The organism is Vibrio sp. 10N.247.311.13 (genome assembly GCF_041467595.1).
Taxonomy (GTDB): Bacteria; Pseudomonadota; Gammaproteobacteria; order Enterobacterales; family Vibrionaceae; genus Vibrio; species Vibrio crassostreae_C.
Map to the genome: position 1 here is coordinate 1 of NZ_JBFSUX010000003.1, position 26,402 is coordinate 26,402.

Annotated in this window: 23 protein-coding genes; 14 read left to right on the top strand and 9 right to left on the bottom strand. The window is 45.0% G+C overall.

Annotation, left to right across the window (positions count from 1 at the left end; all coding sequences use genetic code 11):
• Both AB6E52_RS01985 and ltrA read left to right on the top strand, forming a co-directional pair.
• On the top strand, positions 1 to 739 hold a 739-nt coding region (locus tag AB6E52_RS01985; RefSeq protein WP_372189941.1), incomplete at its 5' end, for an IS110 family transposase.
• An 870-nt stretch (positions 740 to 1,609) separates the two neighbouring features.
• On the top strand, positions 1,610 to 2,947 hold the full coding sequence (gene ltrA / locus AB6E52_RS01990; protein WP_102319985.1) for a group II intron reverse transcriptase/maturase: 1,338 nt from the start codon (positions 1,610 to 1,612) through the stop codon (positions 2,945 to 2,947).
• Positions 2,948 to 3,048: 101 nt separating this feature from the next.
• On the opposite strand, the gene AB6E52_RS01995 is transcribed toward ltrA, so the two are convergent.
• Together AB6E52_RS01995 and AB6E52_RS02000 are read right to left on the bottom strand one after the other, a co-directional pair.
• Complete coding sequence (locus tag AB6E52_RS01995) at positions 3,049 to 3,702, bottom strand: hypothetical protein (protein WP_102321234.1); 654 nt, start codon at positions 3,700 to 3,702, stop codon at positions 3,049 to 3,051.
• Between the two features lie 726 nt (positions 3,703 to 4,428).
• Complete coding sequence (locus tag AB6E52_RS02000; RefSeq protein ID WP_083190303.1) at positions 4,429 to 5,343, bottom strand: competence protein CoiA family protein; 915 nt, start codon at positions 5,341 to 5,343, stop codon at positions 4,429 to 4,431.
• A 338-nt stretch (positions 5,344 to 5,681) separates the two neighbouring features.
• Here AB6E52_RS02000 and AB6E52_RS02005 point away from each other — a divergent pair, with 338 nt between their 5' ends.
• The 4 genes from AB6E52_RS02005 to AB6E52_RS02020 all read left to right on the top strand — a co-directional run bounded on the left by AB6E52_RS02005 (position 5,682) and on the right by AB6E52_RS02020 (position 10,301).
• On the top strand, positions 5,682 to 6,638 hold the full coding sequence (locus AB6E52_RS02005; protein WP_102321235.1) for an integron integrase: 957 nt from the start codon (positions 5,682 to 5,684) through the stop codon (positions 6,636 to 6,638).
• Between the two features lie 108 nt (positions 6,639 to 6,746).
• Positions 6,747 to 7,646, top strand: coding sequence for a homocysteine S-methyltransferase family protein (locus AB6E52_RS02010; protein WP_017065219.1), 900 nt, complete (start codon positions 6,747 to 6,749; stop codon positions 7,644 to 7,646).
• Positions 7,647 to 7,759: 113 nt separating this feature from the next.
• A complete protein-coding gene (locus AB6E52_RS02015) occupies positions 7,760 to 8,770 on the top strand; it encodes a Gfo/Idh/MocA family protein (protein ID WP_102321236.1) in 1,011 nt (336 codons plus the stop codon).
• Between the two features lie 10 nt (positions 8,771 to 8,780).
• Positions 8,781 to 10,301 carry an SgrR family transcriptional regulator gene (locus AB6E52_RS02020; protein ID WP_102321237.1) on the top strand — a complete coding sequence of 507 codons (1,521 nt, stop codon included), beginning with the start codon at positions 8,781 to 8,783 and terminating at the stop codon, positions 10,299 to 10,301.
• Between the two features lie 96 nt (positions 10,302 to 10,397).
• Here the strand turns inward: AB6E52_RS02020 and AB6E52_RS02025 are convergent, their stop codons facing one another.
• The 4 genes from AB6E52_RS02025 to AB6E52_RS02040 all read right to left on the bottom strand — a co-directional run bounded on the left by AB6E52_RS02025 (position 10,398) and on the right by AB6E52_RS02040 (position 14,588).
• Complete coding sequence (locus AB6E52_RS02025) at positions 10,398 to 11,492, bottom strand: HDOD domain-containing protein (RefSeq protein WP_102321238.1); 1,095 nt, start codon at positions 11,490 to 11,492, stop codon at positions 10,398 to 10,400.
• 236 nt (positions 11,493 to 11,728) lie between these two features.
• Positions 11,729 to 12,784 carry an alcohol dehydrogenase family protein gene (locus AB6E52_RS02030; protein ID WP_102321239.1) on the bottom strand — a complete coding sequence of 352 codons (1,056 nt, stop codon included), beginning with the start codon at positions 12,782 to 12,784 and terminating at the stop codon, positions 11,729 to 11,731.
• Complete coding sequence (locus AB6E52_RS02035) at positions 12,781 to 13,299, bottom strand: TetR/AcrR family transcriptional regulator (RefSeq protein ID WP_102321240.1); 519 nt, start codon at positions 13,297 to 13,299, stop codon at positions 12,781 to 12,783. The genes AB6E52_RS02030 and AB6E52_RS02035 overlap by 4 nt, the downstream gene beginning before the upstream one ends.
• Before the next feature lie 155 nt (positions 13,300 to 13,454).
• Positions 13,455 to 14,588, bottom strand: coding sequence for a multidrug effflux MFS transporter (locus tag AB6E52_RS02040; protein ID WP_102321241.1), 1,134 nt, complete (start codon positions 14,586 to 14,588; stop codon positions 13,455 to 13,457).
• A 97-nt stretch (positions 14,589 to 14,685) separates the two neighbouring features.
• Between AB6E52_RS02040 and AB6E52_RS02045 the strand changes: the two genes are divergently transcribed.
• Positions 14,686 to 15,459: a helix-turn-helix domain-containing protein gene (locus AB6E52_RS02045; protein WP_017065211.1), complete on the top strand. Its 774-nt coding sequence runs from the start codon at positions 14,686 to 14,688 to the stop codon at positions 15,457 to 15,459.
• A gap of 99 nt (positions 15,460 to 15,558) precedes the next feature.
• Here AB6E52_RS02045 and uxuA read toward each other — a convergent pair whose 3' ends face one another.
• From uxuA to AB6E52_RS02060, 3 genes are all read right to left on the bottom strand, one after another.
• A complete protein-coding gene (gene uxuA / locus AB6E52_RS02050; protein WP_017068145.1) occupies positions 15,559 to 16,746 on the bottom strand; it encodes a mannonate dehydratase in 1,188 nt (395 codons plus the stop codon).
• Positions 16,747 to 16,953: 207 nt separating this feature from the next.
• Positions 16,954 to 17,736 (bottom strand): FCD domain-containing protein, encoded by a 783-nt coding sequence (locus tag AB6E52_RS02055; RefSeq protein WP_017068144.1) that lies wholly within the window; start codon positions 17,734 to 17,736, stop codon positions 16,954 to 16,956.
• A gap of 107 nt (positions 17,737 to 17,843) precedes the next feature.
• A complete protein-coding gene (locus AB6E52_RS02060; RefSeq protein WP_029235323.1) occupies positions 17,844 to 18,827 on the bottom strand; it encodes a TRAP transporter substrate-binding protein in 984 nt (327 codons plus the stop codon).
• Positions 18,828 to 19,126: 299 nt separating this feature from the next.
• Between AB6E52_RS02060 and AB6E52_RS02065 the strand changes: the two genes are divergently transcribed.
• From AB6E52_RS02065 to AB6E52_RS02095, 7 genes are all read left to right on the top strand, one after another.
• Entirely contained in the window at positions 19,127 to 19,639 is a 513-nt protein-coding gene (locus AB6E52_RS02065) for a TRAP transporter small permease (protein ID WP_017068142.1), read from the top strand.
• A 15-nt stretch (positions 19,640 to 19,654) separates the two neighbouring features.
• A complete protein-coding gene (locus AB6E52_RS02070; protein ID WP_017068141.1) occupies positions 19,655 to 20,962 on the top strand; it encodes a TRAP transporter large permease in 1,308 nt (435 codons plus the stop codon).
• 96 nt (positions 20,963 to 21,058) lie between these two features.
• Positions 21,059 to 22,522 carry a fructuronate reductase gene (locus AB6E52_RS02075; protein WP_017068140.1) on the top strand — a complete coding sequence of 488 codons (1,464 nt, stop codon included), beginning with the start codon at positions 21,059 to 21,061 and terminating at the stop codon, positions 22,520 to 22,522.
• Between the two features lie 12 nt (positions 22,523 to 22,534).
• Positions 22,535 to 23,947, top strand: coding sequence for a glucuronate isomerase (gene uxaC, locus AB6E52_RS02080; RefSeq protein ID WP_102321243.1), 1,413 nt, complete (start codon positions 22,535 to 22,537; stop codon positions 23,945 to 23,947).
• Positions 23,948 to 23,950: 3 nt separating this feature from the next.
• A complete protein-coding gene (locus AB6E52_RS02085; protein WP_102321244.1) occupies positions 23,951 to 24,943 on the top strand; it encodes a sugar kinase in 993 nt (330 codons plus the stop codon).
• Positions 24,944 to 24,952: 9 nt separating this feature from the next.
• A complete protein-coding gene (locus AB6E52_RS02090) occupies positions 24,953 to 25,579 on the top strand; it encodes a bifunctional 4-hydroxy-2-oxoglutarate aldolase/2-dehydro-3-deoxy-phosphogluconate aldolase (protein ID WP_102321245.1) in 627 nt (208 codons plus the stop codon).
• Between the two features lie 129 nt (positions 25,580 to 25,708).
• The gene (locus tag AB6E52_RS02095) at positions 25,709 to 26,212 is read left to right on the top strand and encodes a YgjV family protein (RefSeq protein ID WP_017057788.1); all 504 of its coding nucleotides are present in this window, start codon (positions 25,709 to 25,711) and stop codon (positions 26,210 to 26,212) included.
• Positions 26,213 to 26,402 lie beyond the last annotated feature (190 nt).

A 26,402-nucleotide genomic window follows, 5' to 3' on the forward strand; every position in this document is an offset into this window, starting at 1 on the left:
CTGTGAAGCGGTATCTAGACCCAAAACACGATTTGTCTCTATAAAAAGTGAAGAGCAACAAGCTGTGCTTTGCCTGCACCGTATTCGACAGGGGCTAATTAAAACAAGAACGGCGACTATTAACCAGCTCAGAGGTTTGCTTTCCGAATTTGGTATTGTGATGCCTCAGGGGCGCTACTCGGCTCAAAACACTATTGGTAGTGTCCTTGAAGATGCAGAAAATGGTTTGCCTATACTCGCTCGAGAGCTACTTCAAGATCTATCGAACAAGATTCAACACCTTAACCTAGAAGTATTGCACTATGATCGTAGAGTCTCTGCTTTAGTTCGTGAGATGGCTTCAGCCAAAGCGCTCATGGATATTCCAGGTGTCGGTGAACACAGTGCAAGTGCCATTGTCGCAACCGTCAATGACGCCAAACAATTTGGCTCTAGCCGCCAATTTGCCGCTTGGATAGGGTTGGTTCCAAGACAATACTCAACAGGTGGTCATGTTCATCTTGGTCGCATCAGCAAAAGAGGCGAAAAACACATTCGCACTCTACTTATTCATGGCGCAAGAGCCGTTATTGCACGATGTAAAGAGAAAACCGATCGCAACAGTATTTGGTTAAATCAACTCGTTGAACGACGAGGTTATAAACGAGCAGCTGTCGCCCTAGCAGCAAAAAATGCTCGTATAATATGGGCATTATTAACAACAGGAAAAGAGTACAAGATTAACTATGTAAACGGTTAACACTCACCGAGTCAAAGCAATAGCAAATGATGACAATACGACCAGACCGAGATGCCTAAACCTGTTTAATTGGGAAGTAATAAATACTGTTTAACGAATGAGGCTGGCATCAAGCGAATATCATCAAGGTGACGGAACGATTCCGATTAAACACCGAATGTAGAGCTGCTGTCCGATCCACTGTTGTCAGCGGGAGCTATTGTTGACAAAAGAGGGAGTCCATGTAGTCCAATTAAGGTGTGAAGCACGCGACCACAGCACTTAATTTGACCACCGTAAACTCTGAACTAAATCCAAACCAAAAATGCCAAGCGTGCTGAATCACTCTTAAATTGTTTGTGTACGCCCAGCATGGGCATGAACTAATGAGGTGAAAGTCCTCTGTAGGAAGATCACCGTTACTCTTTCTAAAAGAGAATAACATACTGTTATTAAACGTTAACTACTAGCGAATGGCAAGGGCTTATCCGCGAGGATTGGTCTGAAGGAAGCCGCTAGCAAATTTGCGAGCTGATGAACAAGAACATCATATGAGGCGTAGGCTAGAGATGAGTTGGCACAAGACGACGAAATCACGTGATCTAATGGCCACCGTAAATGATGCAGCAGTGCAAAGAAAGTTCATGCTCTTATCTGGGGAGATCTGCTTAACTCGCGATCGGTCACTAACCAGTAAGGCTCTGGTTTATAAGTGCCTTGGCTTTTCAGCGTCATCGACTGAAAAGAGCGAATCAGATGGAAACCGATAGCGCATGACGGGGCAACTCGGCATGTGATTATGCAGAAGTCAGCAGACGGCATAGTAGCCCAACGCCCATCGTAATGGTTGGGATATGGTGAAGGCCTGAACATTTAGAAGAAGGAGGAGTCTTGTCAAACTTGTCGATACCCACTACGTCGCCAGACGATTACTATCAGCAGCGTATTGATCTGCAACCCGCCTTCAACAGCGATTTATTCCAGCAACTACTCGAACCTGAAAATCTACACCGAGCGTGGCGTCAAGTTAAAGCCAATAAAGGCGCACCAGGCATCGATGGCATGACCATCGAAGCTTTCCCGCTTTGGATGCAACAAGGCGGCTGGCAACAGTGTAAATCTCAATTAGAGCGAGGTGAGTATAAGCCCTCAGCAGTAAGGCGTGTTGAGATCGACAAACCCGATGGCGGTATACGCAAATTGGGGATCCCTAACGTCATTGACCGTGTGATACAGCAAGCGATAGCTCAAATACTCACGCCACTGTTTGACCCGTTCTTCTCGACTAACAGCTTTGGTTTTAGGCCGAATAGAAATGCCAAACAAGCGGTACTGCAAGTAAGGGATATCATCAAACAGAAACGCAAATTTGCCGTCGATGTTGATCTGTCTAAGTTCTTTGACCGAGTTAATCATGATCTCTTGATGACTCAACTTAGAAGTAAGGTGCAGGATAAGCGTCTGTTGGCGCTTATTGGTAAGTACCTACGAGCAGGTGTGATGGTCAATGGCCAATTTGAAGCAAGCTTTGAAGGTGTGCCTCAAGGTGGTCCACTCTCGCCATTACTCTCTAACATTATGTTGGATAGTCTGGATAAAGAGCTGGAAAGCCGAGGGCATAAATTCGCCCGCTACGCGGACGACTTTATCATTTTGGTAAAGTCTATTCGAGCGGGAGAACGAGTACTCAAGAGCATCACTCAATACCTTGCCACTAAGCTAAAACTGGTTGTTAATGAACAGAAAAGCCAAGTGGTTAAGGTAAGTCAAAGCAAGTTCCTAGGCTTCACATTTAATCGCGGGAAAATCCAGTGGCATGCTAAAACATTGCACATTTTCAAACAAAAGATGAGACGACTAACGAACCGAAATTGGGGCGTTAGTATGGAATATCAGCTGTTTAAAGTGCGTCAATACATGCAAGGCTGGATCAATTACTTTGGCATAGCTAACGCTTATCAAGGGTGTGTCGATTTAGACCACTGGATCCGACGTCGTGTACGTATGTGCTACTGGCGTCAGTGGCGAAAACCACGGACTAAGGTACAGAATTTACTTAAACGTGGCGTCAGGATCCAAGCCGCAGTTGCTTGTGGTATCACAAGTAAAGGCCCTTGGCGTAGCTCTAAAACGCCAGGGATACAGCAAGCTCTGAGTAATGAGTATCTGAAGAAAGCAGGATTATATTCACTAAGAGATGGATGGATCGCAGTTCATTATCCTAACTAGAAAGTCAGTTAGGTGTTCTAAATGAACCGCCCTGTGCGGAGCCGCATGCAGGGTGGTGTGGGGGCTGGAGGCTAGATACCTCCGGCTACCCGATTATATCACTACTCCACCCAAGTGCTGGTTTCAAAGCCTAAATCTAAATAAAGCTCTTTAGCTAACCAATCATAGCCGAAGTAACCTGTGACCTCTTCGATGCTATCAAATATTTCAGCTTGAGATTTAACTCTCCCATCAATATCAAATTCTTTGCTTATTTTTTCACAAATTACTTTACCTGATTTAGTAAGATATACAGACAACTCGTTGTACTGCTTTACTAATTTATCATCATTACAATATACACTAGCTAGTTTAACCCCGTTAAACATTAGATCTGAAAAGTTTGTACGATAAACCTTAAATTCCCTAAATAAATCTTCAAAATATTCTGGATATTCATCAGCAAACTTTCCGTGTTCATACACTAAACTCTTGAGAACGTTAGGGTTATGTTCATACTCTTCATCTGAGTCATAAGTTAATCGAATTGCATCGTTTATTTGATCCGCTATAAATTTAGCTTTTTCCTCGTCAAAAAATACTTTTGAAAAATCATGATCATTTCGTAGAAAAGGAAGTGTTAAATGATTCTCATATCGGACATTTGGATGCCCTCTTCGTACAATAAACCGTGAATACTTTCTTTGAATTGCATCTTCATCAATATCTTCGAAGTAACCATTCTCAAAATTAAAACCTAGTATGTAATATTTCATTAAACCCTCACTAGTGATATAACGCTGGCATAACACGTTTATTACTATGCAAACCAACCTGAATTAACCGCCTTAATCACGAAACTAAAGGCAAACCCAGAATACCGAATGTAATAAATCGTGTTGATGCGATTGTTGTGCGTGCTTACTTTCGGCTTGGCTAACTTGGTAAAGAACTGCCCTTCCAACATTTTCTAAGCCCTGATTCTAATTTACCGGTAGTAATTAAGCGAACAAAATATCCTTAAATTGCGAGATGAAGTAAATGGAAAACCAACACACTTTTTACATCATTTGAACGACTTAGTTTCAACAAGTTTAGAGCTGATAAACCAAATATCCTAACCACAATTGGGATTGAAAATGCCAAGAGTAAAGCACGGATGCAGACTAAAATGAGGCATAACCAAAGAACAATTGAAGCGTAAAAATGCCTCTGAAACGTCTGAACTTAGGGAAATAAGGGCTAATTTGCCGAACTTGATGAAACGGAAACCAAAAAGCAACAAAGAAGAAATTCACGCTTACTAAGCCGAAACTACGAAAGTCTCGGTTCTATTGATGAACCGTGCAAAAAATTTCGGACTCAGTACGCACAACGCCTGCATAACACGTTTGCTACTATGCAGACCTAGCTGAATTTTAACGCCTTAATCACTGAAACTAAAGGCAAACTGACAACGCCGAGTGTAGCAAATCGTGTTGATGCGATTGTTATGTTCGCTCTTACGTAATGTAATGTACCAAACGAGAATATAAATGAGTTTTACAATTAGGACATTTATTACCATCTGGATCCTTCCCTTCCCATAAAGCATTGCAAATTACACACTCATATCTTGCAATACGCTTAGGTATCTCAATATTAACTTTTGGAGAGTGATTATTCCATGAAATGGATTTCTCAGAGTCTAACTCTATAGCAAGATTTTTTTCATAAATATCAATCGTTTTCCGAAGTGACAATTGAGCATTGTAGCGCTTACTTTCTGCTCTTGGGTGAAATAACCACAATTTAGACTCTAAATTATATTGTAAAAAATCGCTAAGAATTTTCTTATGTGATTTATTTTTAGATTCAGGAGCTTGAAATAATGATAGTAATTCGTCTAGCTTTATTTCAACAACCCCACACTTTTCTTTCTGGTGACATAACTCTTCAGGAGTATCTCGGTTGGGATGGGAAAAGTAAATAACAAATGGGAAACCTTTGATGTTTGCAAGAATATCAACGCATACATGATTAAATTTCTTATCTAACTCAGGGGCTGACAGTTGAACCGTTTGCTCCGATGATATTTCGAATACTTCTGAGAAGTATTCGCCCGATGGTGATTCTTCTCCTACATAATCAATATTCGCGGGCAAATCAATATTTATGCCTTTAATAATTACTTGGCGAGCCATTAAACGAACTGAAACAAAAAAAGAGAAATCACATTCATCTTTTGTTTTCATTGATGATTTACGCGTAATATGAGCAAAATGCCATTGATTGACATCCCCTTGCCTAGCAGTTAAAGGGGTCTCACATGAAGGACAAATACAACCACATTTATTGCCTTTAATAACTTCGCTTACATCAACAATTTCTTGGTCTTCTTCTCTGAGACCAAAAGGAACTAATTGTAAATCACTCACAGAATCCCTCCGAGAACATAACATTTTAATATTGTGCAAACACGAATCCATCCGCTTAACATATCAAAAAGGTCACTCATAACCAACTGAATGCTATGCATTTAATATAAAAGTGGGTCTAAACAATAAGTGTGAAAACGTGCAAGCACATATTGCCGACTATGTAACGCTCGGCCTCATTCTTAACCACCCATAAATCTGCAGTATAATCAATAATTTAAAATAAGCCTCTCGTTAAATTCGTGCTCAATCAGAGTTAAAAACCACTCTTTTTTAAGTCATTAATTATTCAACAAGCAATAAACTGTCTGTATGTACAGATTTTGTGAGGGGAATATATGGCGAGTCAATTCATGCAGGCAATTTGCGAACATATGACGATGCGAGGCTATAGTCGCAAGACAATCAAAGCCTACTGTTACTGGATAAAATACTTCATTCATTTTCATAAGCTTAAACACCCTGAACAGATGCATGCCGATGAAGTTGTCTCCTTTCTTTCTCATTTAGCTAATCAACAAAAAGTAGCCATCAATACTCAAAAGGTAGCTCTCAATGCTCTAGCCTATTTATACAATCAATTTATTAAGCAACCTCTAGGAGACTTAGGGTTTAGCTATGCGACTCGGTCTCGAAAAATTCCTAGCGTACTCAATCATGCGGAAGCTATCTCGGTGATCAATGAAATAGATCCTAAATATCAACTGTTTTTTCGCTTGTTGTATGGTTCAGGTTTGAGAGTATCGGAATGTCTGAGGCTTCGAGTACAAGATATAGACCTAAAACAAGGGTCTTTCACTGTTCACCATGGGAAAGGAAATAAAGACCGAGTGACAATTTTAAGTTTTTCACTCACTGAAGCTATACAAGACAAAATTTCACAAGTTGCAGTTCTGCTTGCTAAAGATAACTTGAATGGGTTTAGGCCATCTTTGCCTCACCGATTAGGCAAAAAATACCCGAGTGCCTATCGACGACTTGCTTGGATGTACCTATTCCCATCAAAATCCGTCACTCAACACCCAGAGTCGGGGATCGTATGCCGACACCACCTACATGATTCGGTGATCCGAAAAACGCTGAAGAAGGCGACTAACTCTAACAAATTGCGCCACAAGCGAATTAGTTGTCATACTTTCAGGCACAGTTTTGCTACGCAACTTATAAACTCAGGCTCCGATATCAGAACGGTTCAAGAGTTACTGGGGCACAGTGGTGTTAAGACAACTCAGATATACACTCACGTTATTGGGCAACACTTTAGCGGTACGACTAGCCCGCTAGACCACCTATAACGAAACTCCCTCATCAATAGTTGAACCTTGGCTTGATGGCTTCTGTCTGACAAGGTTGTCTGATATGGTGGCGGCAGAACTTCAGCAATTGTTTAGATAGTATTGAATATGAAAACACTAACCATACTTGATGGCGGCATGGGCCGAGAACTCAAAGAAATTGGCGCGCCATTTTCTCAACCGCTTTGGAGTGCTCAAGCGCTGATTGAAGCACCCGAATTTGTCAGCCAAGCACATCAAAACTTTGTCGATGCAGGTGCTGAAATCCTAATCACCAATAGCTACGCCTGTGTACCTTTTCACTTGGGTGAAGAGCTGTTCGAGCAACGCGGTTTTGAACTAGCCACACTGTCTGGTGAGCTGGCTAAAGCAGTTGCAGACAATGCTACCCACACAGTGAAAGTAGCAGGCGCGATTCCACCGCCATTTGGCAGCTACCGACCAGACTTGTTTAAGGTAGAAGAGGCAGCGCCAATCATTCAAACGCTTTACGATGCCCAGGATCCAAACATCGATCTTTGGATCGCGGAAACCATCTGCAGCCTGCAAGAGTTCGAATCCATTCATGCGGTTCTTAAGCAGTCAGATAAGCCGTGTTACTACGCATTCAGTTTGGAAGATACCAAGGGCGATTCTGCCAATATTCGTTCTGGCGAGAGCGTAACAGACGCCATCAAACTTGCCTGCCAATCAAACGCGACAGGCATTATGTTTAACTGTTCAGTGCCTGAAGTGATGGATCAAGCCATTATCGATGCCAAGAAAGTGATCGATGAGCTAGGCAGTGATTTAGAAGTTGGTGTCTATGCCAACAATTTTGCGCCTATCAGCAACGAACATGAAGCGAATGATATGTTTCAGGAGATGCGTGAGCTGGATGGCCAAGGTTACTTAACTTACGCTAAACGCTGGCATGCACTGGGCGCGAATATTATCGGTGGCTGTTGTGGCATCGGGCCAAAACACATTAAAGCCCTAGCCGATTGGAAACACTCAATACAGAGCTAATCCTGAGCTTCAACTAGAATAAAAGAAATAGAGAACAGGTTGAGAAATCTGTTCTCTATTTGTATGTGACGTCTCTGAGTACACTGATACAAAACAACGATTTGGAGCAACAGATGAGCGACACGCAACGCAAAATAAAATGGGGCATCGCAGGGCTAGGCAATATCGCCAATCGATTCGCAACCGCAGTCACAGAGCACTCTCTGCATGGTGAGCTTGATGCGGTTGCCGCCAGAGATCACTCACGCGCAGCCACGTTCGCCAACAAGTTTGGTTGCGACAAGGCTTATGGCTCTTATGAAGAGATGGCGAATGACCCAAGTGTAGAAGCGGTTTACATCGCTACGGTTCACCCATACCACCAGCCACTCGCAGAACTGTTTCTAAAGAACAATAAGCACGTATTGGTCGAGAAGCCGGCTTTTACCAACCTTGGTGACTGGCTTGAGATGAAAGCCCTTGCGAAACAAAATGGCGTGATGCTGTTAGAAGCGATGAAAACCGTGGTGTTTCCCGCATATCGTGAGCTCCAATCATTCTTGGTCGATAACAACATTCAGATAGATTCAATCGAAGCCAGCTTTGGTAACCATCATGACTATGAGCCCGATTTGTTTATCTTCAATCCGGATTTGTCAGGCGGAGCAACACTCGATGTTGGGGTCTATGGGCTTTGGTTCTTTTACGATCTGTGCCGAACGCTGGGTGTAAACCCTTCAAAACCTCAGGTAGAGATGTCGTGTCTTTATGAGGGAGCGAATGTTGATACCAATGCATGCTTTACATTCTCTGGTGATATAAGCGGTAAGATATCGGCATCAACAGTGCAAAACCTTCCCCGATCAGCACACTTGAGTGGACCTGAAACCAAAATCACCATTCACGAAAAATGGTGGAATCCGGCCTTTATTGAGATTGAACATCAAGGCAAAAAGTCGACCATTAACTACCGAGTGACAGGGAATGGATTCGAGTTTGAAATCGACCATTTTTCAGATTTGGTGCTTCAAGGCAAAACTGAATCGAATATCCTGAGCTCAGAGATAACCTCTCGAGTTCTCGATACGATGGAAAACGCACTGATTGATTCTGGCTATTCACATTTAACTCAACCTCGTCGTTAGGAAAAGCAAATTGGGCAACCTTAAGCGTAAGCTTGAACTGTATGAAAAGATATTTCAGGCTTTTGGGCCTGGAGTATCACACTGTCAGGTCAACCAACTGGCCACACTGCTGCACGTGAGTGAACGTCACGTTCAGACCTTACTCAAAGCGATGACAGCACAAGGCTGGATTGAGTGGCAAGCTAGCTCAGGCCGCAGCAAGAAGGCACAACTCACGTGTCTGGTTGAACCCATTGAGGCGTGTTACCAATACGCACAAACCCAAGCTGACGCAGGCAACATAGAACAGGTGTTTAGCACCTTGAGCTTCAACGGCCGCAATGCTGGCACTGAGTTGCAAGCCTTTCTAAGCAATACCAATCCGTCGACGCAGAATATCGCGTACATCCCGTTTCACCGAGAACTCGAAGCGCTTCACCCTCAACGCGTGCTTAGACGCACCGAACGTTTCTTAGTTATGCAAGTTTGCCAACGCCTAACCTCCGTTAAGCACAGCAAACTCAGCGGCGATCTGGCTTATCATTGGCAGCCTAATCAAGATGCGACACAGTGGCACTTTCAGATTCGCAATGGTGTTCACTTTCATAACGGAAGAACACTCGAACCTCAAGACATAGCACGCAACCTTAACTCTCTCTGCCAAAGCAAAATATGGCGTCGCTGTTATCAGCATATTGATGAGGTCTCTGTCTCGGCAGGCAATGTGGTTGTCGTAAAGTTGAATCAACCTGATTGGCATTTACCGCGCCTACTTGCTAGGGCTGAAGCCTCCGTATTCGATCACTCATCACCGACTGATAGGCTGATTGGATCTGGCGCGTTCTCATTAGACATCTTCTCAAGCAAGATGTTGAGATTGAGCCGCAATAGCGCCTATTCACACAGCACGCCGATTCTGAATCGAGTCGAGTTGTGGGTCTATCAGGAATGGGCACAGAGCAAAGCCTGCGCTCAAAATCAGGTGTGCGTGAAACTGCCCGAGAAGACGACCACCGTGCGTGGGGATGACCATTCTTCCCAACCGGATTTCGGCTCAACCTTCTTTAAGATTCAAAGCCCGATGTTGTCTTCAACCGTTCGTGAGTTCACCGTTGAAGACACCTCTGAATGCCAAGCCCTTTTCGATCAGTTGTCAGTGTCTGGCGACCACAAAACCAGCGTGGAATATGGGCACTACCTAACTCACTACCTAACTACCAAAGACGTCGCGCTGTGCAGTATTATTGATGAGAACGACACCTTCACTTCGTGGTTAAGCTTTTTCACTCGCTTCCCGTTTGAGGAATTAACTTTACCTTCTGAGATGCTAGAGACAATCGAACAAGGCTTAGCCTCAATAACAAACCAACCAGACTTTGAGTTAGCGATGAATGCACTGTTGTCGCTCCGGCATTGGTTGCATGAATCTGGGGTTGTGGTTGAGCTCAAGCAAGAGGCGTTCAACTTAGAGGTTTCTGAAAAGATACACGGCGCACAAGTAAATGGTTTCGGTTGGTGCGAACTCGACAAGCTGTGGATTAGCCATTTGTAAGCGTATTTCGTAGCTGAATGTATTTCACAACCTAGCCCAACCAAGCTGCAACCAATCATTATGTTCAGTCACAGCGTAGGTCGAATAGGCTAAGGGTTAGCTCACTAGCGCCAATTCAGACTCTTTATAGATACGGTTAGCCACTTTGTATGCAGCCGGAGACATCAGTGTCTCTTTGCATCTGCGCTTAAATTGCTCGACTTCAATCGTTTGTTCTTCCAGTAAATAGCACAGCTCACTCAAGTAGTTAGCTTCAAACACAGCTTGACCAAGTGGTGTGCATTCGTATCGGCTCGACTCTTGGTAGCCAATTGCGGTCAACACAGACTCTGGCAGTTCCCAGAACTTAGCAATGGTGTAAGTCAGGCGAATAGAGTAGCTGTTCATCAGGCGCTTCAATGCCAACGAGTTAGGTGGAACAGAAGGATCAACATGCTTGAAGGCTTCTACCATCATCTGGAAAATGATCATCTTGCCTAAGTTGCGAATTAACCCAACAAAGTATGCCGCTGCTTGATCTTCTTGAGGTGAAGAGTCTTTCATCAACTCCTTAGAAAACGACGCAGTCTGAACACTGTGATTCCAAATTTTCTCACCGAAGTGACGCCAGTAAATATTGTTCCCCGGCGTGAAGTTCTTCATGTAGCTATTCACCACCCCTTCAACAAGCCCCTGAGAACCCATATTTAAGAATGCTGTTTTTAGGTCGGTAACCTGTTTTTCATTGCGTTTGTAAAAGGCGCTATTTGCCAGTTTAATCACATCGGCAGCCATACTCGGCTCGCGCTCAATCACTCTTAACAGAGTATCGACATCAAACTCATCGCTCTGTAATTCGCCCATTAACGTGGTCACAGAGGCTGGCATCACTGGCAGTTCATTAAGCAAGGCTTTTGGAGAGCGAATCAAGCGTTCGATTTGGCAAGCGACAAAATCACTAAATGGGTCTGACTCCGTGCGAAGGCGAGACTCTCCAAACAAATAATCAAGGAACTCACCATCGTGAAGGCTAAGCGTCTTATCGACGATTAATGATGATGGCTGAGCGGACGACGGCGGAACAAAGATTGAAGACTGAACAGAATCAGTAGCAACGGTTTGTTGTTGCTCTTGTTGGGCAGGCTCTGCAGAGGGTTTGTTTTTTGAATAAACAAAAGGTGAGAATAGTGCCTGCAATACCCTTTTAAACATCAATACGGCTCCTTGATAAATACAACATAGATAGGGATATATAATGGCGGTAATTATCGCACAGTTAATTCATAAACCACACAATGATAAATGAATCATTAACTTTTCAGCTGTATAGGATCTGTTACTCAACGGGTTGCAAGACTGAGCCCGCCAGTATTCGCCAGAAACAAGAAGAGCGAGCACATAACGCTTGCTCGCTCTTCCATAAATCTAAACCGTGAAGCTGACTAAAACTAGCGTTCTGCCACTTCCAACACGATCTTACCAACATGCTTTTTCTTTAAGAACTCATCTTGCGCTTTATGGATATCGGCTAGCGGATAAGACTCTGCAACGATGGCACCAATCTGCTGTTTCTCGATACGGTTGACTAGATTCTGAAATACTTGTGGTTCTAAAACTGTGCAACCAAAAAAGCTGAGATCTTTGAGATACAAAGTGCGAACATCAAGCTCAACCATAGCGCCACCAATTGCGCCAGATACGGCATAACGGCCATGTGGTTTCAGCACTTCAAGGAATTCCGGCCATTTGTCACCTGCCACTAAATCGATAACCACATTGACGCTACTTTCGCCTAGCGCTTTAACCAAATCCGCATCACGAGCAATCACTTCATCAGCGCCAAGTTCAAGTAACTGTTGGTTCTTGCTTGGGCTGGTAATCGCAATCACATACGCGCCGCGAGCTTTTGCTAGCTGAATAGCCGCAGAGCCCACACCGCCCGATGCACCAGAGATAAGCACGCGATCACCTTCAGCCACATTCGCGCGAGTTAGCATGTTCTCTGCTGTTGAGTAAGAACATGGGAAAGATGCTAGTTCAACATCCGACATGGTGCTGTTCACCGCATAAGCGTGCTTCGCTGCAACTTTGGTGTATTCAGCGAACCCACCATCGCACTCAGAACCGAAATACCATGGCTGTGGCAGATCTCGTCCGTATACTTCTGTTAAACAAGGTTCGATAAGAACACGCTCACCAATACGGTCAGCAGAGACTTCATTACCGACTGCTACGATGAAACCACACACGTCAGCACCTTGGATACGAGGGAACTTCAACGCTTCACCCGACCAACTTGCATCGTCTGAGTCATCGCTTTTTGAGTACCAGCCGATTCGTGTGTTGATATCGGTATTGTTAACACCTGCTGCCATCACTTTGATCAGCACTTCATTAGGTTCGATTTGAGGAACCGCGATATCTTCGCGGTAGCCAAGCATTTCTGCTCCGCCGTGCCCCAACATCTCTACGCCTTTCATTGTTTTCGGTATTTCGAATTTCATCGTGTTTCCTCGAGTAATTTTGTAACCATATTCTGTGCTGATGCCACCGCTTCTTCGCCTAATACTGGCCACGCGCTTGATACGCCTTCATGAAGTAAAAACAGTGGTGTCGCGAGATCATCTCGCAGGCTCTGCTTGCCTATTAGCAAACGGACTTGTTCTTTATGCTGTGTAACCGCTTGGCTGATAAGCTCATTATCGGGAAACGCGGCCATCGCATTCATCGACATACACCCGTGCGGCGCATACTCTTCTAACCATTGTTGGAGCTTGTTGAAGATATGAGTAACCGATTCGAGACCCTTTTCAGGAGACGTTTCCAACAAGAAATCTAGGTAACGTTGGTGTCGATATTCCAAGGCACCAACGATCATCGCTTCTTTTGAAGGGAAATGTTTATACAAGGTTCTTAGGCTTACATCGCACGCCGTTTTCAGCTGTGCAACGCTCGGCTCAGCAAAACCTTGCTGGCTAAATGCCACCTCTAAGCTTGCTGCAATCTGTTCTCTCAACATAGTGCTCTCTTAATACCCGACAAAGGGTAGAATGATTGTTCTACCTACAAGATAGAACGATCACTCTACCCCTGTCAATATCCAAATTTACACACCAAGAAATGATAAATTCCGCGCCAAACAGGACACGGAATTTATCAATACAGATGAGAGACTTAGCGTTTAAGCTGGAGTCGACTGCGTATCGTCACCAGAACAGATAAAGCGCCGCAAAGTACCAACACCCCCCCTAAATCTTGAATCATTCCCGCTAAAGCGAGCCCTGAGCCGATCAAGGTGTAATACATCAAACCAAACAGTGCACCTGCACTTCCCGCTTGAGATTGGTAGCTGACTAATGCTCGGCTCAATACATTAGGGATCGCAATACCAAATGCCATGACCACCAGCATCATCGGAAGTAAAAACCATATTGAGTGTTGTGAAAAATAGACACCCACCGCACCTAATGTTTGAAGCCCTGCCGCGATACCAATCAGAGACATTGAAGACACTTGTCTCTTCAACAATGTCTTGTTCACCAAGCTTCCCAACAGAGTCCCGAACCCAAGCACAATGCCGCTGTAGCCAAACTGCTCAACGCTAAATCCAAGTTGAATGAAGGCAAATGAACCCAATTGATAATAGGAAAATAGCGCAATATTGAACGACGCAACTAGCAACGCAGACATCCATATATCGCTATCTTTGATCATGTGAATACTGAGTGACTTTAACTGCAATGGCTGCTTAGATTGTTGCGTTTCAGGCAATGACCATAGGCTATGTGCCAACAACGCTAACACCATAATAAACAAGGCAATAAACACATATTGATGCCCGCCCGCTTGGCTTAGTTGACCGCCAAGAAGCAGCCCGATGATTGGACTAATCGACAGCCCCATCCCCATGTAACCAAACACCTTGGCCAGTTCCGCGCCGCTAAAGGCATCGCGCAACATGGTTTGTGTCACCACCGAGCCCACCGCAAGCCCGAAAGCACCCATGGCTCTGGCTATCATCAACCACGTAAAGCTGTCGGTTTGCATAGCAATAAGTGCTGAACAGGCGAATAACCCCATGCCCAGTAACATGGTTGGTCGGCGCCCCCATTTGTCTGCCAATATGCCCCATACCACAACACCGAGCGCAAACGCTGAGAAGTAAATCGATAGGGTTTGAGCAGCTTGTGTGTAACTGACATCAAAGGATTTCGATATTGAATCCAGAGTCGGGCTATAGATGGTTTCTGCGATTTGAGGGAACATCAGCAATAGCACCATTTGCCATAAAGAAGGTTTTGTTTTCATCATTTTTCCAAGACCAGTGAACTTGACGAGGAGTCTAGGGGAAACTAACCTTGGCTCGTTAACAACATTAAAACCAAAAACAACAAGATTGGGACAAATGGCATTAATCAGCGAAACCATTGAGTTTGATGCAGACAGCTTACCTGCGCCCGTAATAGGGATTGCGGCAGAGCTAGGTCAGCATGACTCAGGAATACATCACCACGTAAAAGGACAGTTGCTGTATGCTCCGCAGGGTTGCATCACCTTGACCTTAGAAAACGCCATTTGCATTTTGCCGCCGACTAAAGCCGTGTGGATCCCGCCTTATACCAAACATCGCGCGCAGATGACCAATGTGGTTGCTTATCGGTCGCTCTATTTTGATAGCAGTATTTACACCTGCCCAGAAGCGATTGAAATTGTGGAAGTGAATGAGCTTTTAAAAGCCCTGATCAATAAGATGGCTTTCTGGGATTGGGACGTTGCCCGCGAGCAAACCACCAATACCGCCAACCTATTCTGGGAAGAGTTTTACAGTGCTAACCAACACTCGTTTATCTTGCCACTACCGACAGATCGCCGCTTTAAAAGCTTTTGCAAACAAGTCCGAACCGCTTCCTTTCTTGCCCCAGCCCTCTCGACATTAGCGAACTCGGTTGGCGCAAGCACCAAAACGATTACTCGATTATTCAAAGCCGAAACAGGCATGACTTACCAAGAGTGGCGACAGCAATGGCGCTTGTTTAAAGCGATTGAACTGCTCTCAGAAAACCGACAAGTCGTTGATGTGGCTCATCTGCTAGAGTTCTCATCCAACAGTGCGTTTATCGCTTTTTTCAAACAGCAAACTGGACAAACCCCGTTGGCCTTTACCAAGTTAGGGGCGTGATTGTTGTTATCCAAACTCTGAAGTTTTACTGAGCTCAGATACAAAAAACCAGAACATGAGTTCTGGTTTTTAAAAGTATTTTAAAGCTAGATGCCGTCGTTACTTGGTATAGAAAGCGCGTTTCAATGCCATCTCTAAACCACGAACTTCAGCTAAGCCTTTCAATCGACCAATCGCCGAATAACCTGGGTTAGTGGTTTTCTTAAGGTCATCCAGCATTTGATGACCGTGATCCGGACGCATTGGAATTAAGCGGTGATCGCCCACTTCTGCACGACGATTTTCTTCATCCAAAATAGCCATCACAACGTTGTACATGTCCACATCACCATCGAGGTGCGCTGCTTCGTGGAATGTCATTGGGTTGCTCTCTTCACGCTTAGTTGAACGCAGGTGCGTAAAGTAAATTCGGTCACCGTGCTTTTTGATCATATTAACCAGATCATTGTCGCCACGAACACCGTATGAACCCGTACACATCGTCAAGCCATTCATTTTGCTCGGTACATGCTCGGTCAACCAATCAATGTCTTCGATCGTTGAAACGATGCGAGGCAAGCCTAGAATCGGACGCGGTGGATCGTCTGGGTGAACCGCCATCTTCAAGCCATTCGCATCACAGATAGGCATCAGCTCAGCGAGGAAGTAAGACATGTGCTCACGTAGCTTGTCTTTGTCGATTCCCGCATAGCGATCTAGCTGTGCTTGAAACGCTTCTAGTGTGTAACCTTCTTCAGCGCCTGGCAGGCCAGCGATGATGTTATTAGTCAGTTGCTGAATTTGCTCTGGCGTCATGTTGTTGAAGTAATCCAACGCTTGAGCTTGCTCTGATTCTGAATAGTCCGATTCTGCACCTGGACGTTTCAAGATATGCAGCTCAAATGCCGCAAACGCGATTTGGTCAAAACGCAGTGCGCGCGAGCCATCAGGCATTTCAAATTCTAAATCGGTACGCGTCCAGTCCAACACTGGCATGAAATTATAACAAACCGTATCGATGCCACACTCAGCAAGGTTAGACAGAGTTTGCTTATAGTTATCAATCCACTGCTGGTAGTTGCCAGTTTGAGTTTTGATCTCTTCGTGCACAGGCACGCTTTCTACAACCGACCACGTTAAACCTTTCTCTTCGATAATGGCTTTACGCTTAAGGATTTCTTCTTTTGTCCAAACTTCACCATTTGGAATATGATGCAGTGCATTCACAATACCAGTTGCGCCCGCTTGACGAATATCGTCTAGCGAAACTTGATCATTAGGGCCGTACCAACGCCACGTTTGTTCCATGAGACTTACCTTTCTTTAAGACGCACTTAGCCGGCTCGAATTAATCAAGCTAAATGCAATAACGACTTCTTAATGGCAGCAATGACAATTACTGCCCGAGATAGCACCGGTCTACGCCGGTCTAAAGACGATTACCTATCTACAACCTATTGAATGAATCAGCTTTCAAGAGGAGCCTTGTCGCTGAATTCAACATTAGCTTCAGAACTAGCTTTCTGAGCTAAGCAGCACCACTGGGTTGGAGCTAAATAAGTAACCATCAAAGTTTGGGTCATCAATGTCTGACAGCGCTAACAAACGCTGTTTAACATTCTCAAGGTGTTGCCACATTGCGTTCTTAGCAGCGACAGGGTCTTTGCGCTGTAAGGCGGCGAGGATACGAGCGTGATCATCTAACCATTCTTCACGGTAATCTTGACCACTGATGTGAGAGTGGAGTTTATTCCACATTGGACTCTTTTCGCGTCGATCCCAGGATTGTTTCAACATATCTACCAGCACAGAGTTTTGAGTTGCCTCTGCAATACACATGTGAAATCTTTCATCTCCGCTGCAATCGGTAGTGCCGCTTGCAAGCTCTTCGCGCTCGAGTTCGAGTGCAGAGCGCATCTTAATGATGTCGCCCGGAGTGACCTGAGTTGCCGCAAACTCCGCGATATTACTTTCCAGTAATTGGCGGGCCTGCAGCATCTCGAATGGACCAGCGTCATCACTGACCACATTCTCGCGAGAATGAGTTGGAATGTTCAGGACATAAACACCCGACCCTTTTTTCACCTCAACTAAGTTTTCAAGCTCCAGCATGATGATCGCTTCACGCACCACAGTGCGGCTTACATCTAGACGATCAGCAATATCGCGTTCTGGAGGTAACCTATCTCCGACCTTATACAGGCCTTCAATCAGTTCTTTTCTTAGTACTAACCCTATCTCCTGATAAGGTCTTTTCGGCTCGAAAGGCATCATGATGATATTGTCACTTCTTTCCATTGTATTTCTCTCGCCATCATAATGACCAAATATAATTGGTCAACCTCTATATCTTAAAATGCAGTAACACCTTGTTTTTGTATTACTCTTTTTTCTATATTTGCTCGTTATTCAACAGCCTGAATACGGTCAATCAATGCGCTCAATTCTGGGTCCGCTTTATCTAGCGCGTCGTACATAGGTTGAACCGCTAGTGCGAACGCAGCCTTGTCTGGTTCCACAAAAGTAACGCCCATTTTCTCGGCTTTAGCACGCTCTTTTGCTTCCGATTCAGCCCACAATTTTTTCATCAATTCAGATGAATCACTTGCCGCCTTCATTAGCGCATCTTGTTGTTCTGCAGTCAGTTTATCGTATGCTTTGGTTGAGATAACCAACACATCCGGAACCATCGTGTGCTCATCTAAGCTGAAGTATTTAGACACTTCACTGTGACGGCTCAAGCTGAAAGAAGGAATGTTATTTTCAGCCGCATCTACGACACCTTGCTGCAGTGCTGTGTACAACTCACCGTAAGCTAGTGGCGTTGGGTTACCGCCTAACGCTTTCACCATCGCAATTGCTGATGGGCTTGGTTGAACACGAACTTTCAAACCTTTCAGATCTTCTGGTGTGTTAATTGGCTTATTGGTATAGAAGCTACGCGCACCAGCGTCGTAGTAAGTCACACCAATAAAGCCGCTATCACGAGAAGAGTTAAGAATGTCACGGCCTACTTCACCATCTGTCACACTGTAGTAGTGCGCTTGATCGCGGAATAAGTAAGGCATGTTGAATGATGAATAAGCAGGAGAAAAAGCTTCTAGCTCAGCAGCATTACTTTTCACCATATCTAAAGCGCCGTTCTGCATCAGCTCCATAGATTCACGCTGTGTACCCAATTGAGCATCAGGGTAAATACGGATACGCACCTCACCATCAGTCAATTCACGTACTTCTTTCGCCATAAACGTCATCGCTTCATGTACTGCATGGTCACGAGGGTGGTTATGGCTCAGTTTCAATGTTGTCGCTGCATAAGCAGAAGCTGTTGCTCCAAAAGTCAAAGCAGCACCGACAACCGCACTAATCAAAGTTTTACGCGTCATCATCATTCTTATTCTCCGTGGATTGGTTATCCAAAATGTAGGGTGTTTTTTGTTATGGGCTCATATTGGGGCTCAAAAAAGGAACCGTCAAAGCTGAAATTAAAATTGATTGACCAATATCACAATAAAAACCCATAAATTGGTCAACCAAAATCATTTGTGAAGTTGCTCACGCCAACAAAAAAATGAATAGCTTATGATTCAGCCAGATTTTTGAACATCCCATCCCTACATAGAAACAATTTCTTACATTGGTAAACCAATTGTTATGAGATACGCAATTTTGTTGAAAGGAAATAAACATGAATAAATTGGTCAGTTACATAAATAGAGGGTTGGCCGCCTTTACAGTGTCTCTATCGTCTTTCTTGGTGCTATGCGTGATATGGCAGGTTCTATCCCGCTATGTTATTGGCAAACCAAGTACTGTTACCGACGAGCTCGCTCGTTACCTCTTTATGTGGGTAGCCCTGATTGGTGCTGCTTACACAACAGGTCTGAAACGCCACCTTGCCATCGACCTACTTACGATGAAGCTGACTGGCAAACGTAAATTAATCAACGAAATCATTATCCAAATAGCCATCGCTTCTTTCTCTTATATCGTTCTGGTACACGGTGGCAGCCAACTTGCAGCTAAAACACTTGCGATGGGACAACTGACTCCCGCTCTAGGTTTAGAAATGGGCTACATCTACTTCTGCTTACCGGTTAGTGGCGCTTTGATGATTTTTTACTCAGTCGTATTTACCTACGAACGCGTTAAACAATTAATGTCAGGTGACGATTTGATCACCGACTCACAACTTGATTGATAGAAGGATTTCACAATGGAATGGCAAGTAATACTGACATTATTCGGTAGTTTCGCTGTACTGCTTACAATCGGTGTACCGGTCTCTTTTGCGATTGGTTTATCGTCACTAGCAACCATCTTAATGAGCTTACCGCTTGAGCCTGCAATTGCTGTAGTTGCTCAACGTATGGCGGCAGGCCTTGATAACTTTGCACTATTAGCAATTCCGTTCTTCATTTTGGCGGGCAACATCATGAACCAAGGCGGCATCGCGCTGCGTTTGATCAACTTCGCGAAAGTGTTGGGTGGTCGTCTACCAGGTTCACTCGCCCACGTAAACGTGATGGCAAACATGATGTTTGGGTCTATCTCAGGCTCAGCGGTTGCATCGGCTGCTGCAGTTGGTGGCACTATGTCTCCTCTGCAAAAGAAAGATGGATATGACGAAAACTACTCGGCTGCGGTAAATATTACGTCATGTCCTGCGGGCTTGCTTATCCCACCCAGCAACACGCTGATCGTGTTCTCATTAGTTTCTGGTGGTACCTCTATTGCAGCATTGTTCTTAGCAGGCTACATCCCAGGCCTATTGATGGGGCTGAGCATCATGATGGTGGCAGGTATTATCGCGAAACGTCGTGGCTACCCAGTCGCAGCTCGTCCTTCCACATCAATGGTATGGAATACCTTCCTAAAAGCAGCACCTTCTTTAGCACTGATCGGCATCATCATGGGCGGCATCATTGGCGGTATCTTTACTGCGACTGAGGCTTCCGCAATTGCTGTGGTATACACGTTTGTTTTAGCTGTGCTTGTCTACCGCGAAGTGAAATGGGGTGATATTCCAAAGATCATCCTTGAGTCTGCAGTAACAACATCTATCGTTCTATTACTGGTTGGCGCATCAATGGGCATGTCTTGGGCAATGGCGAACGCCGATGTACCTTACATGATTGCCGATGCTCTACTCGCGGTTTCCGAAGACCCACTAATGATCCTACTGATTATCAACGTGATTCTGTTGATTGTTGGCATCTTTATGGATATGACCCCTGCGGTTCTTATCTTCACACCAATCTTCTTACCAATCGCGCTAGACCTAGGCATCGACCCTGTGCACTTCGGCATCATGATGACCTTCAACCTTGCTATCGGTATCTGTACACCGCCAGTAGGCAGTGCTCTGTTCATCGGTTGTTCGGTTGCCAACATTGCCATCGACAAAGTCATCAAGCCTTTATTGCCATTCTATGCCGCACTTATTGCAGCCCTAATGGCCGTTACTTTTATCCCTGAGCTGAGCTTGTTCCTACCTGAATTGGTACTGGGCTACGGTTCGTAATTTGGTCACAGATAGATTCTAAGACTGCTAAACACTCAAACGCTTTATCAAATAATAAAATCCCGCTGGTTCGCTGGCGGGAAAAGGAACTGAATAATGAAGACTGTTGCTAACTCTACGCTGCCAAACACTGTACTACGACCTGACTACGACCGTTCAGCACTCCAAAGCCGTATCGTGCACCTTGGCTTCGGTGCATTTCACCGAGCGCATCAAGCGTTGTTCACCAATGAAATGCTCAGCAAGACCAGCACTGATTGGGGTATTTGCGAAATTAACCTATTCGGAGGCGAAGACTTAATTGAATCACTTCGCACGCAAGATCACCTTTACACGGTTGCTGAAAAAGGCGCTGAATCCACAGACGTTAAAGTGATCGGCTCAGTGGCCGAATCTCTTCACCCAAGCCTAGACGGCATCGAAACCGTATTAGAAAAAATGGCCGAACCTCAAGTGGCTATCGTTTCTATGACCATCACAGAGAAAGGCTACTGCGCAGACCCAGCGACAGGAAAACTCGACAAAAATAACCCATTAGTCATCGCTGACCTAGCTAACCCAAGCGAACCTAAATCAGCATTAGGTTACATTGTGCAAGCGCTCAAAATTCGACGTGAACGTGGCTTAACACCATTCACGGTCATGTCTTGCGATAACGTGCAAGAGAACGGTCATGTAGCAAAAGCAGCGATCATTGAGTTTGCTCAACTGCTTGACCCAGAATTACGTGATTGGATTGAAACCAATGTCACCTTCCCATGCACCATGGTTGACCGTATCGTACCCGCAGCAACAGAAGAAACACTGACAGAAATTGCAGAACTGCTTGGTTGTGAAGACCCATGTGGCATCGCCTGTGAACCCTTCCGCCAATGGGTGATTGAAGATAACTTTGTGGCAGGTCGTCCAGATTGGAATGTCGCTGGCGCAGAGTTCGTAGAAGATGTAGTGCCTTACGAAGAGATGAAACTGCGCATGCTCAATGGCAGTCACTCTTTCCTTGCTTACCTTGGATACCTTGGTGGCTACGACCATATTTCCGACACTATGACGGATGCTGGCTACCGAAAAGCCGCTTTTGACATGATGATGAAATCACAGGCACCTTCGTTAACGATGCCTGAAGGGACTGATTTAGAAGGTTACGCAACCTTGCTGATCAACCGCTTCACTAACCCAAGCTTGAAGCACAAGACGTGGCAGATTGCGATGGATGGCAGCCAGAAGATCCCTCAACGTATGGGTGGCAGCTTACGATTCCATTTAGATCAAGGCTCAGATTTCTCGTGGCTTGCAACCGCCATCGCTGGCTGGATGCGCTATGTATCTGGCGTTGATGAGCAAGGCAATGAGATTGATGTCCGCGATCCAATGGCAGACACACTTCGCCAGATCTGCGACCAGCATGGACTCAATGTTTCTGTGGTTCCAGCATTACTTGCGGTTGAAGCGATTTTCCCTGCCGAGCTAGGCCAAGACCCGCAGGTCATTGATGCGGTAAGTTCAGCGTACCAATCATTAATTGAACACGGTGCCGTTGCGACCGTGGCTGCGTTATAAGGAGTACAAACAATGAAGAATTTCTTATGTGAAGACTTTTTACTGTCGAATGAGACTGCACGTCGTTTGTACCATGAACACGCAAGCCACCAGCCGATTTATGACTATCACTGCCATCTAAACCCGGCAGAAGTGGCTCAAGATCGTCAGTTCGAAAACATGTCTAAGATTTGGCTTGAAGGTGACCACTACAAATGGCGTGGTATGCGTTCAGCAGGGATTGATGAGCGTCTGATTACTGGAGGCGCAAGCGATTATGATAAGTTCATGGCCTGGGCTAGAACCGTCCCTCAAACCTTGGGCAACCCACTTTACCATTGGACTCATTTAGAACTACGCCGCCCATTTGGTATTACTGGCACTCTCTTTGGTCCAGAAACCGCAGACCAAATTTGGCACGAAGGCAACGAGCTATTAGCGACACCAGAATTTAGTGCTCGCGGCATCATGCAACAGATGAATGTGGTAATGGCAGGTACGACAGACGATCCTATTGATTCTCTTGAACACCACAAAGCGATCGCAGAAGACTGCACTTTTGATGTGAAGGTTCTTCCAAGTTGGCGCCCGGATAAAGCATTCAAAATTGAACTCGATGGCTTTGCTGATTACCTGCAAAAGTTAAGCACGGTTGCTGACGTTGAGATCACGCGCTTCCATCACCTATTGAATGCTTTAGACAGCCGCCTAGCGCATTTCAACGACCATGGTTGCCGCGCAGCAGACCATGGTATCGAAGTGGTTCGCTACGCGCCGATTCCATCAGAATCCGATCTGGATGCCCTGCTAACTCGACGCCTCAGCGGCGAAACACTCACCGATTTAGAATGTGCACAGTTCTCAACAGCGGTTCAAGTTTGGTTAGGCAAGCGCTACGCCGCAATGGGTTGGGTAATGCAACTTCACATTGGTGCTCAACGCAATAACAACACACGTATGTTCCAACTGTTAGGTGCTGATGCAGGATTTGATTCGATCAGCGACAAGACATTTGCCTTCGAATTGGCTCACCTGTTAGACGAAATGGATCAAAGCAACGAGTTACCTCGCACCATTCTTTACTGCTTAAACCCTCGCGATAACGAGATGATGGCAACCATGATTGGTAACTTCCAAGGTGGCGGCATCGCGGGCAAAGTTCAGTTTGGTTCTGGTTGGTGGTTCAACGATCAGAAAGACGGCATGCAACGCCAAATGGAACAGTTATCTCAACTTGGTCTGCTTAGCCAGTTTGTCGGCATGCTGACTGACTCTCGCAGCTTCTTGTCGTACACACGCCACGAATACTTCCGCCGAATTCTGTGTGACATGCTTGGTCGTTGGGTTGAAAACGGCGAGGTGCCAAACGACATGTCACTGCTTGGCCCTATGGTCGAAGACATCTGCTTTGAAAACGCAAAACGCTACTTCGAAGAGAGGGCGTAACCCATGAAACATATCGCCATTATTGGTGAGTGCATGATCGAGCTGAACGGCAAACCGTTCGGCTCAATGCATCAAACGTTTGGCGGGGACACACTCAATGCTGCGGTCTATCTAAGCCGCGGCTGCGAGGCCAACCTCAATCAAGATGACATAAAAGTGTCCTACGTCACGGCTTTGGGCGCAGACCCGATTAGCAAGGGAATGTTAGAACGCTGGCAACAAGAGGGGGTGTCGACGGACCTTGTTCTACAAGACAGCCAACGTACTCCGGGTCTATACCTAATTCAGCTTGATGACGCAGGTGAACGTACCTTTCTGTACTGGAGAAACCAGTCGGCTGCACGCTACCTGCTACAGCACCCAGATTTCAATCAGATAAAGCAGGCACTGCGCAATGTCGATATGGTCTTTCTCAGCGGCATCACATTAGCGATTCTGCCTGAACAAGATCGTATCGAGCTATTGAACATCTTGGTTGCGTTGAAGGCACAAGGTGTTGAGATTGCCTTCGACAGTAACTTCCGCCCTGCACTTTGGCCACAAGACGAAAACCAAACCGTCAAAAACAGCTACCAGGCCATGTATACATTGACGGATTTAGCGTTGGTCACATTCGATGATGAACAATTAATTTGGGGCGATAGCTCTCCAGAACAAACTATCGAACGTCTAACGACGCTGGGTGTTAAGCGATGCATCGTCAAACTGGGTGCAGATGGCTGTCTCATTCAAGATGCCACCATACAAAGTAACATACACCCAGATTCTGGTGCCGCTTCGGCTCCACTAGCGGTGCCAACCCTGCCTGTTGATCATGTCGTTGATACGACCTCGGCAGGAGACTCATTCAATGGCGGATTTTTATCGGCTTACCTTGCGGGCGAAGACTTAACAAAGTCATGCCAGCGCGGCAATACCATGGCAGGCGTCGTTATCCAACATCGTGGTGCCATTATTGCAAAAGAACTCACTCAAGCGGCCATCACAGCCATTTAAGGAATACCAATGTCTAACATCAAACAACAACTGAAAACACTGAAAGTTATCCCTGTGATCGCTATCGACAACGCTGAAGACATCATCCCTCTGGGTAAAGTGTTAGCTGAAAATGGTTTACCTGCAGCAGAAATTACATTCCGTTCGGAAGCTGCAGTTGAAGCTATTCGTCTACTTCGTGAATCACAACCAGATATGTTGATCGGCGCAGGCACTGTGCTCAATCGTGAGCAAGCTATTGCGGCTAAAGAAGCAGGCGCAACGTTCGTCGTCTCTCCTGGATTTAATCCAAACACGGTAAGAGCCTGCCAAGAGATTGGTATTGATATCATTCCTGGGGTCAACAACCCGAGTACAGTAGAAGCCGCTCTAGAAATGGGCTTAACCACATTGAAGTTCTTCCCTGCTGAAGCATCAGGTGGCATCAACATGGTTAAGTCACTTCTTGCGCCTTACACGGATATTGAAATCATGCCGACCGGTGGTATCAACCCAACAAACATTAAAGACTACCTAGCGATACCTCGCGTGCTCGCATGTGGCGGTACTTGGATGGTGGATAAGAAGCTGATTGAAGAAGGCAATTGGGAAGAGCTGGCTCATTTAACTCGTGAAGCCGTTCAGTTAGTCAATTAAACCTAATGCAATAGCATTTTGACGTTATATCTAGCCCTCCTTTTGGAGGGTTATTTTATGGTTGAGCATTATTCTTTCAAAGTTAATATTTAATCGTGCTCGATAGCATCTTAAAAATAAAGGCTAAATATGGAAAACTGGATAACACAAGGAGTTGGCGGCCTGGCTTTTTGTATCGGTGTAATGGCCTTTTGGCAAAAAGATGATATGCGTTTTCGCTACCAGATGATGATCTTTTGTTTTGTAATGAGTATCCATTTCATATTAATGGGCGCCATAGTGGCGGCTATAGGCGTAATTATTAATGCTATTCGCAGCTATGTATCGATAAAAACTCAATCGCGCAAAGTGATGTGGTTCTTTATTGGCTTGATGTGGTGCATGACTTTACCCAACATGAATCATTTCTTTGAATTTATTACGGTTGTTGGTTCATCCGTTGCGACATGGGCACTCTTTTCAAGACAAGGCATCGCATTGAGGTCCTTGATCTTATTCAATTCTTTCTGTTGGGCTAGCCATAACATTTGGATTGGTTCGATTGGCGGGTCCTTTGTCGAAATCACCTTTATTGTCACCAACATGGTCACTATCTATCGTTTACATCAACGCAGATTGTTAACTATAAAATAGGCAATATATTTTTTATTCTAAATTTAAAATATGGAAGTAATACATCACTAATTAAATGGGGGATTAATTGGATATCAAAAAATTAAATCTAGTTAAGTTTACGTTATTTAAACTTCGTCAATATATTTCCAATACTAAATTGAATTAAATCACCAATTAAATTTATATGGTGATCCAAACCTTTAGTTTG

Coding starts and splice junctions, on each gene's coding strand:
- AB6E52_RS01995 (WP_102321234.1), bottom strand. CDS start 3,702: ATGAAATATTACATACTAGGTTTTAATTTTGAGAATGGTTACTTCGAA.
- AB6E52_RS02005 (WP_102321235.1), top strand. CDS start 5,682: ATGGCGAGTCAATTCATGCAGGCAATTTGCGAACATATGACGATGCGA.
- AB6E52_RS02010 (WP_017065219.1), top strand. CDS start 6,747: ATGAAAACACTAACCATACTTGATGGCGGCATGGGCCGAGAACTCAAA.
- AB6E52_RS02015 (WP_102321236.1), top strand. CDS start 7,760: ATGAGCGACACGCAACGCAAAATAAAATGGGGCATCGCAGGGCTAGGC.
- AB6E52_RS02025 (WP_102321238.1), bottom strand. CDS start 11,492: ATGTTTAAAAGGGTATTGCAGGCACTATTCTCACCTTTTGTTTATTCA.
- AB6E52_RS02030 (WP_102321239.1), bottom strand. CDS start 12,784: ATGAAATTCGAAATACCGAAAACAATGAAAGGCGTAGAGATGTTGGGG.
- AB6E52_RS02035 (WP_102321240.1), bottom strand. CDS start 13,299: ATGTTGAGAGAACAGATTGCAGCAAGCTTAGAGGTGGCATTTAGCCAG.
- AB6E52_RS02040 (WP_102321241.1), bottom strand. CDS start 14,588: ATGAAAACAAAACCTTCTTTATGGCAAATGGTGCTATTGCTGATGTTC.
- AB6E52_RS02045 (WP_017065211.1), top strand. CDS start 14,686: ATGGCATTAATCAGCGAAACCATTGAGTTTGATGCAGACAGCTTACCT.
- uxuA (WP_017068145.1), bottom strand. CDS start 16,746: ATGGAACAAACGTGGCGTTGGTACGGCCCTAATGATCAAGTTTCGCTA.
- AB6E52_RS02055 (WP_017068144.1), bottom strand. CDS start 17,736: ATGGAAAGAAGTGACAATATCATCATGATGCCTTTCGAGCCGAAAAGA.
- AB6E52_RS02060 (WP_029235323.1), bottom strand. CDS start 18,827: ATGATGACGCGTAAAACTTTGATTAGTGCGGTTGTCGGTGCTGCTTTG.
- AB6E52_RS02065 (WP_017068142.1), top strand. CDS start 19,127: ATGAATAAATTGGTCAGTTACATAAATAGAGGGTTGGCCGCCTTTACA.
- AB6E52_RS02070 (WP_017068141.1), top strand. CDS start 19,655: ATGGAATGGCAAGTAATACTGACATTATTCGGTAGTTTCGCTGTACTG.
- AB6E52_RS02075 (WP_017068140.1), top strand. CDS start 21,059: ATGAAGACTGTTGCTAACTCTACGCTGCCAAACACTGTACTACGACCT.
- uxaC (WP_102321243.1), top strand. CDS start 22,535: ATGAAGAATTTCTTATGTGAAGACTTTTTACTGTCGAATGAGACTGCA.
- AB6E52_RS02085 (WP_102321244.1), top strand. CDS start 23,951: ATGAAACATATCGCCATTATTGGTGAGTGCATGATCGAGCTGAACGGC.
- AB6E52_RS02090 (WP_102321245.1), top strand. CDS start 24,953: ATGTCTAACATCAAACAACAACTGAAAACACTGAAAGTTATCCCTGTG.
- AB6E52_RS02095 (WP_017057788.1), top strand. CDS start 25,709: ATGGAAAACTGGATAACACAAGGAGTTGGCGGCCTGGCTTTTTGTATC.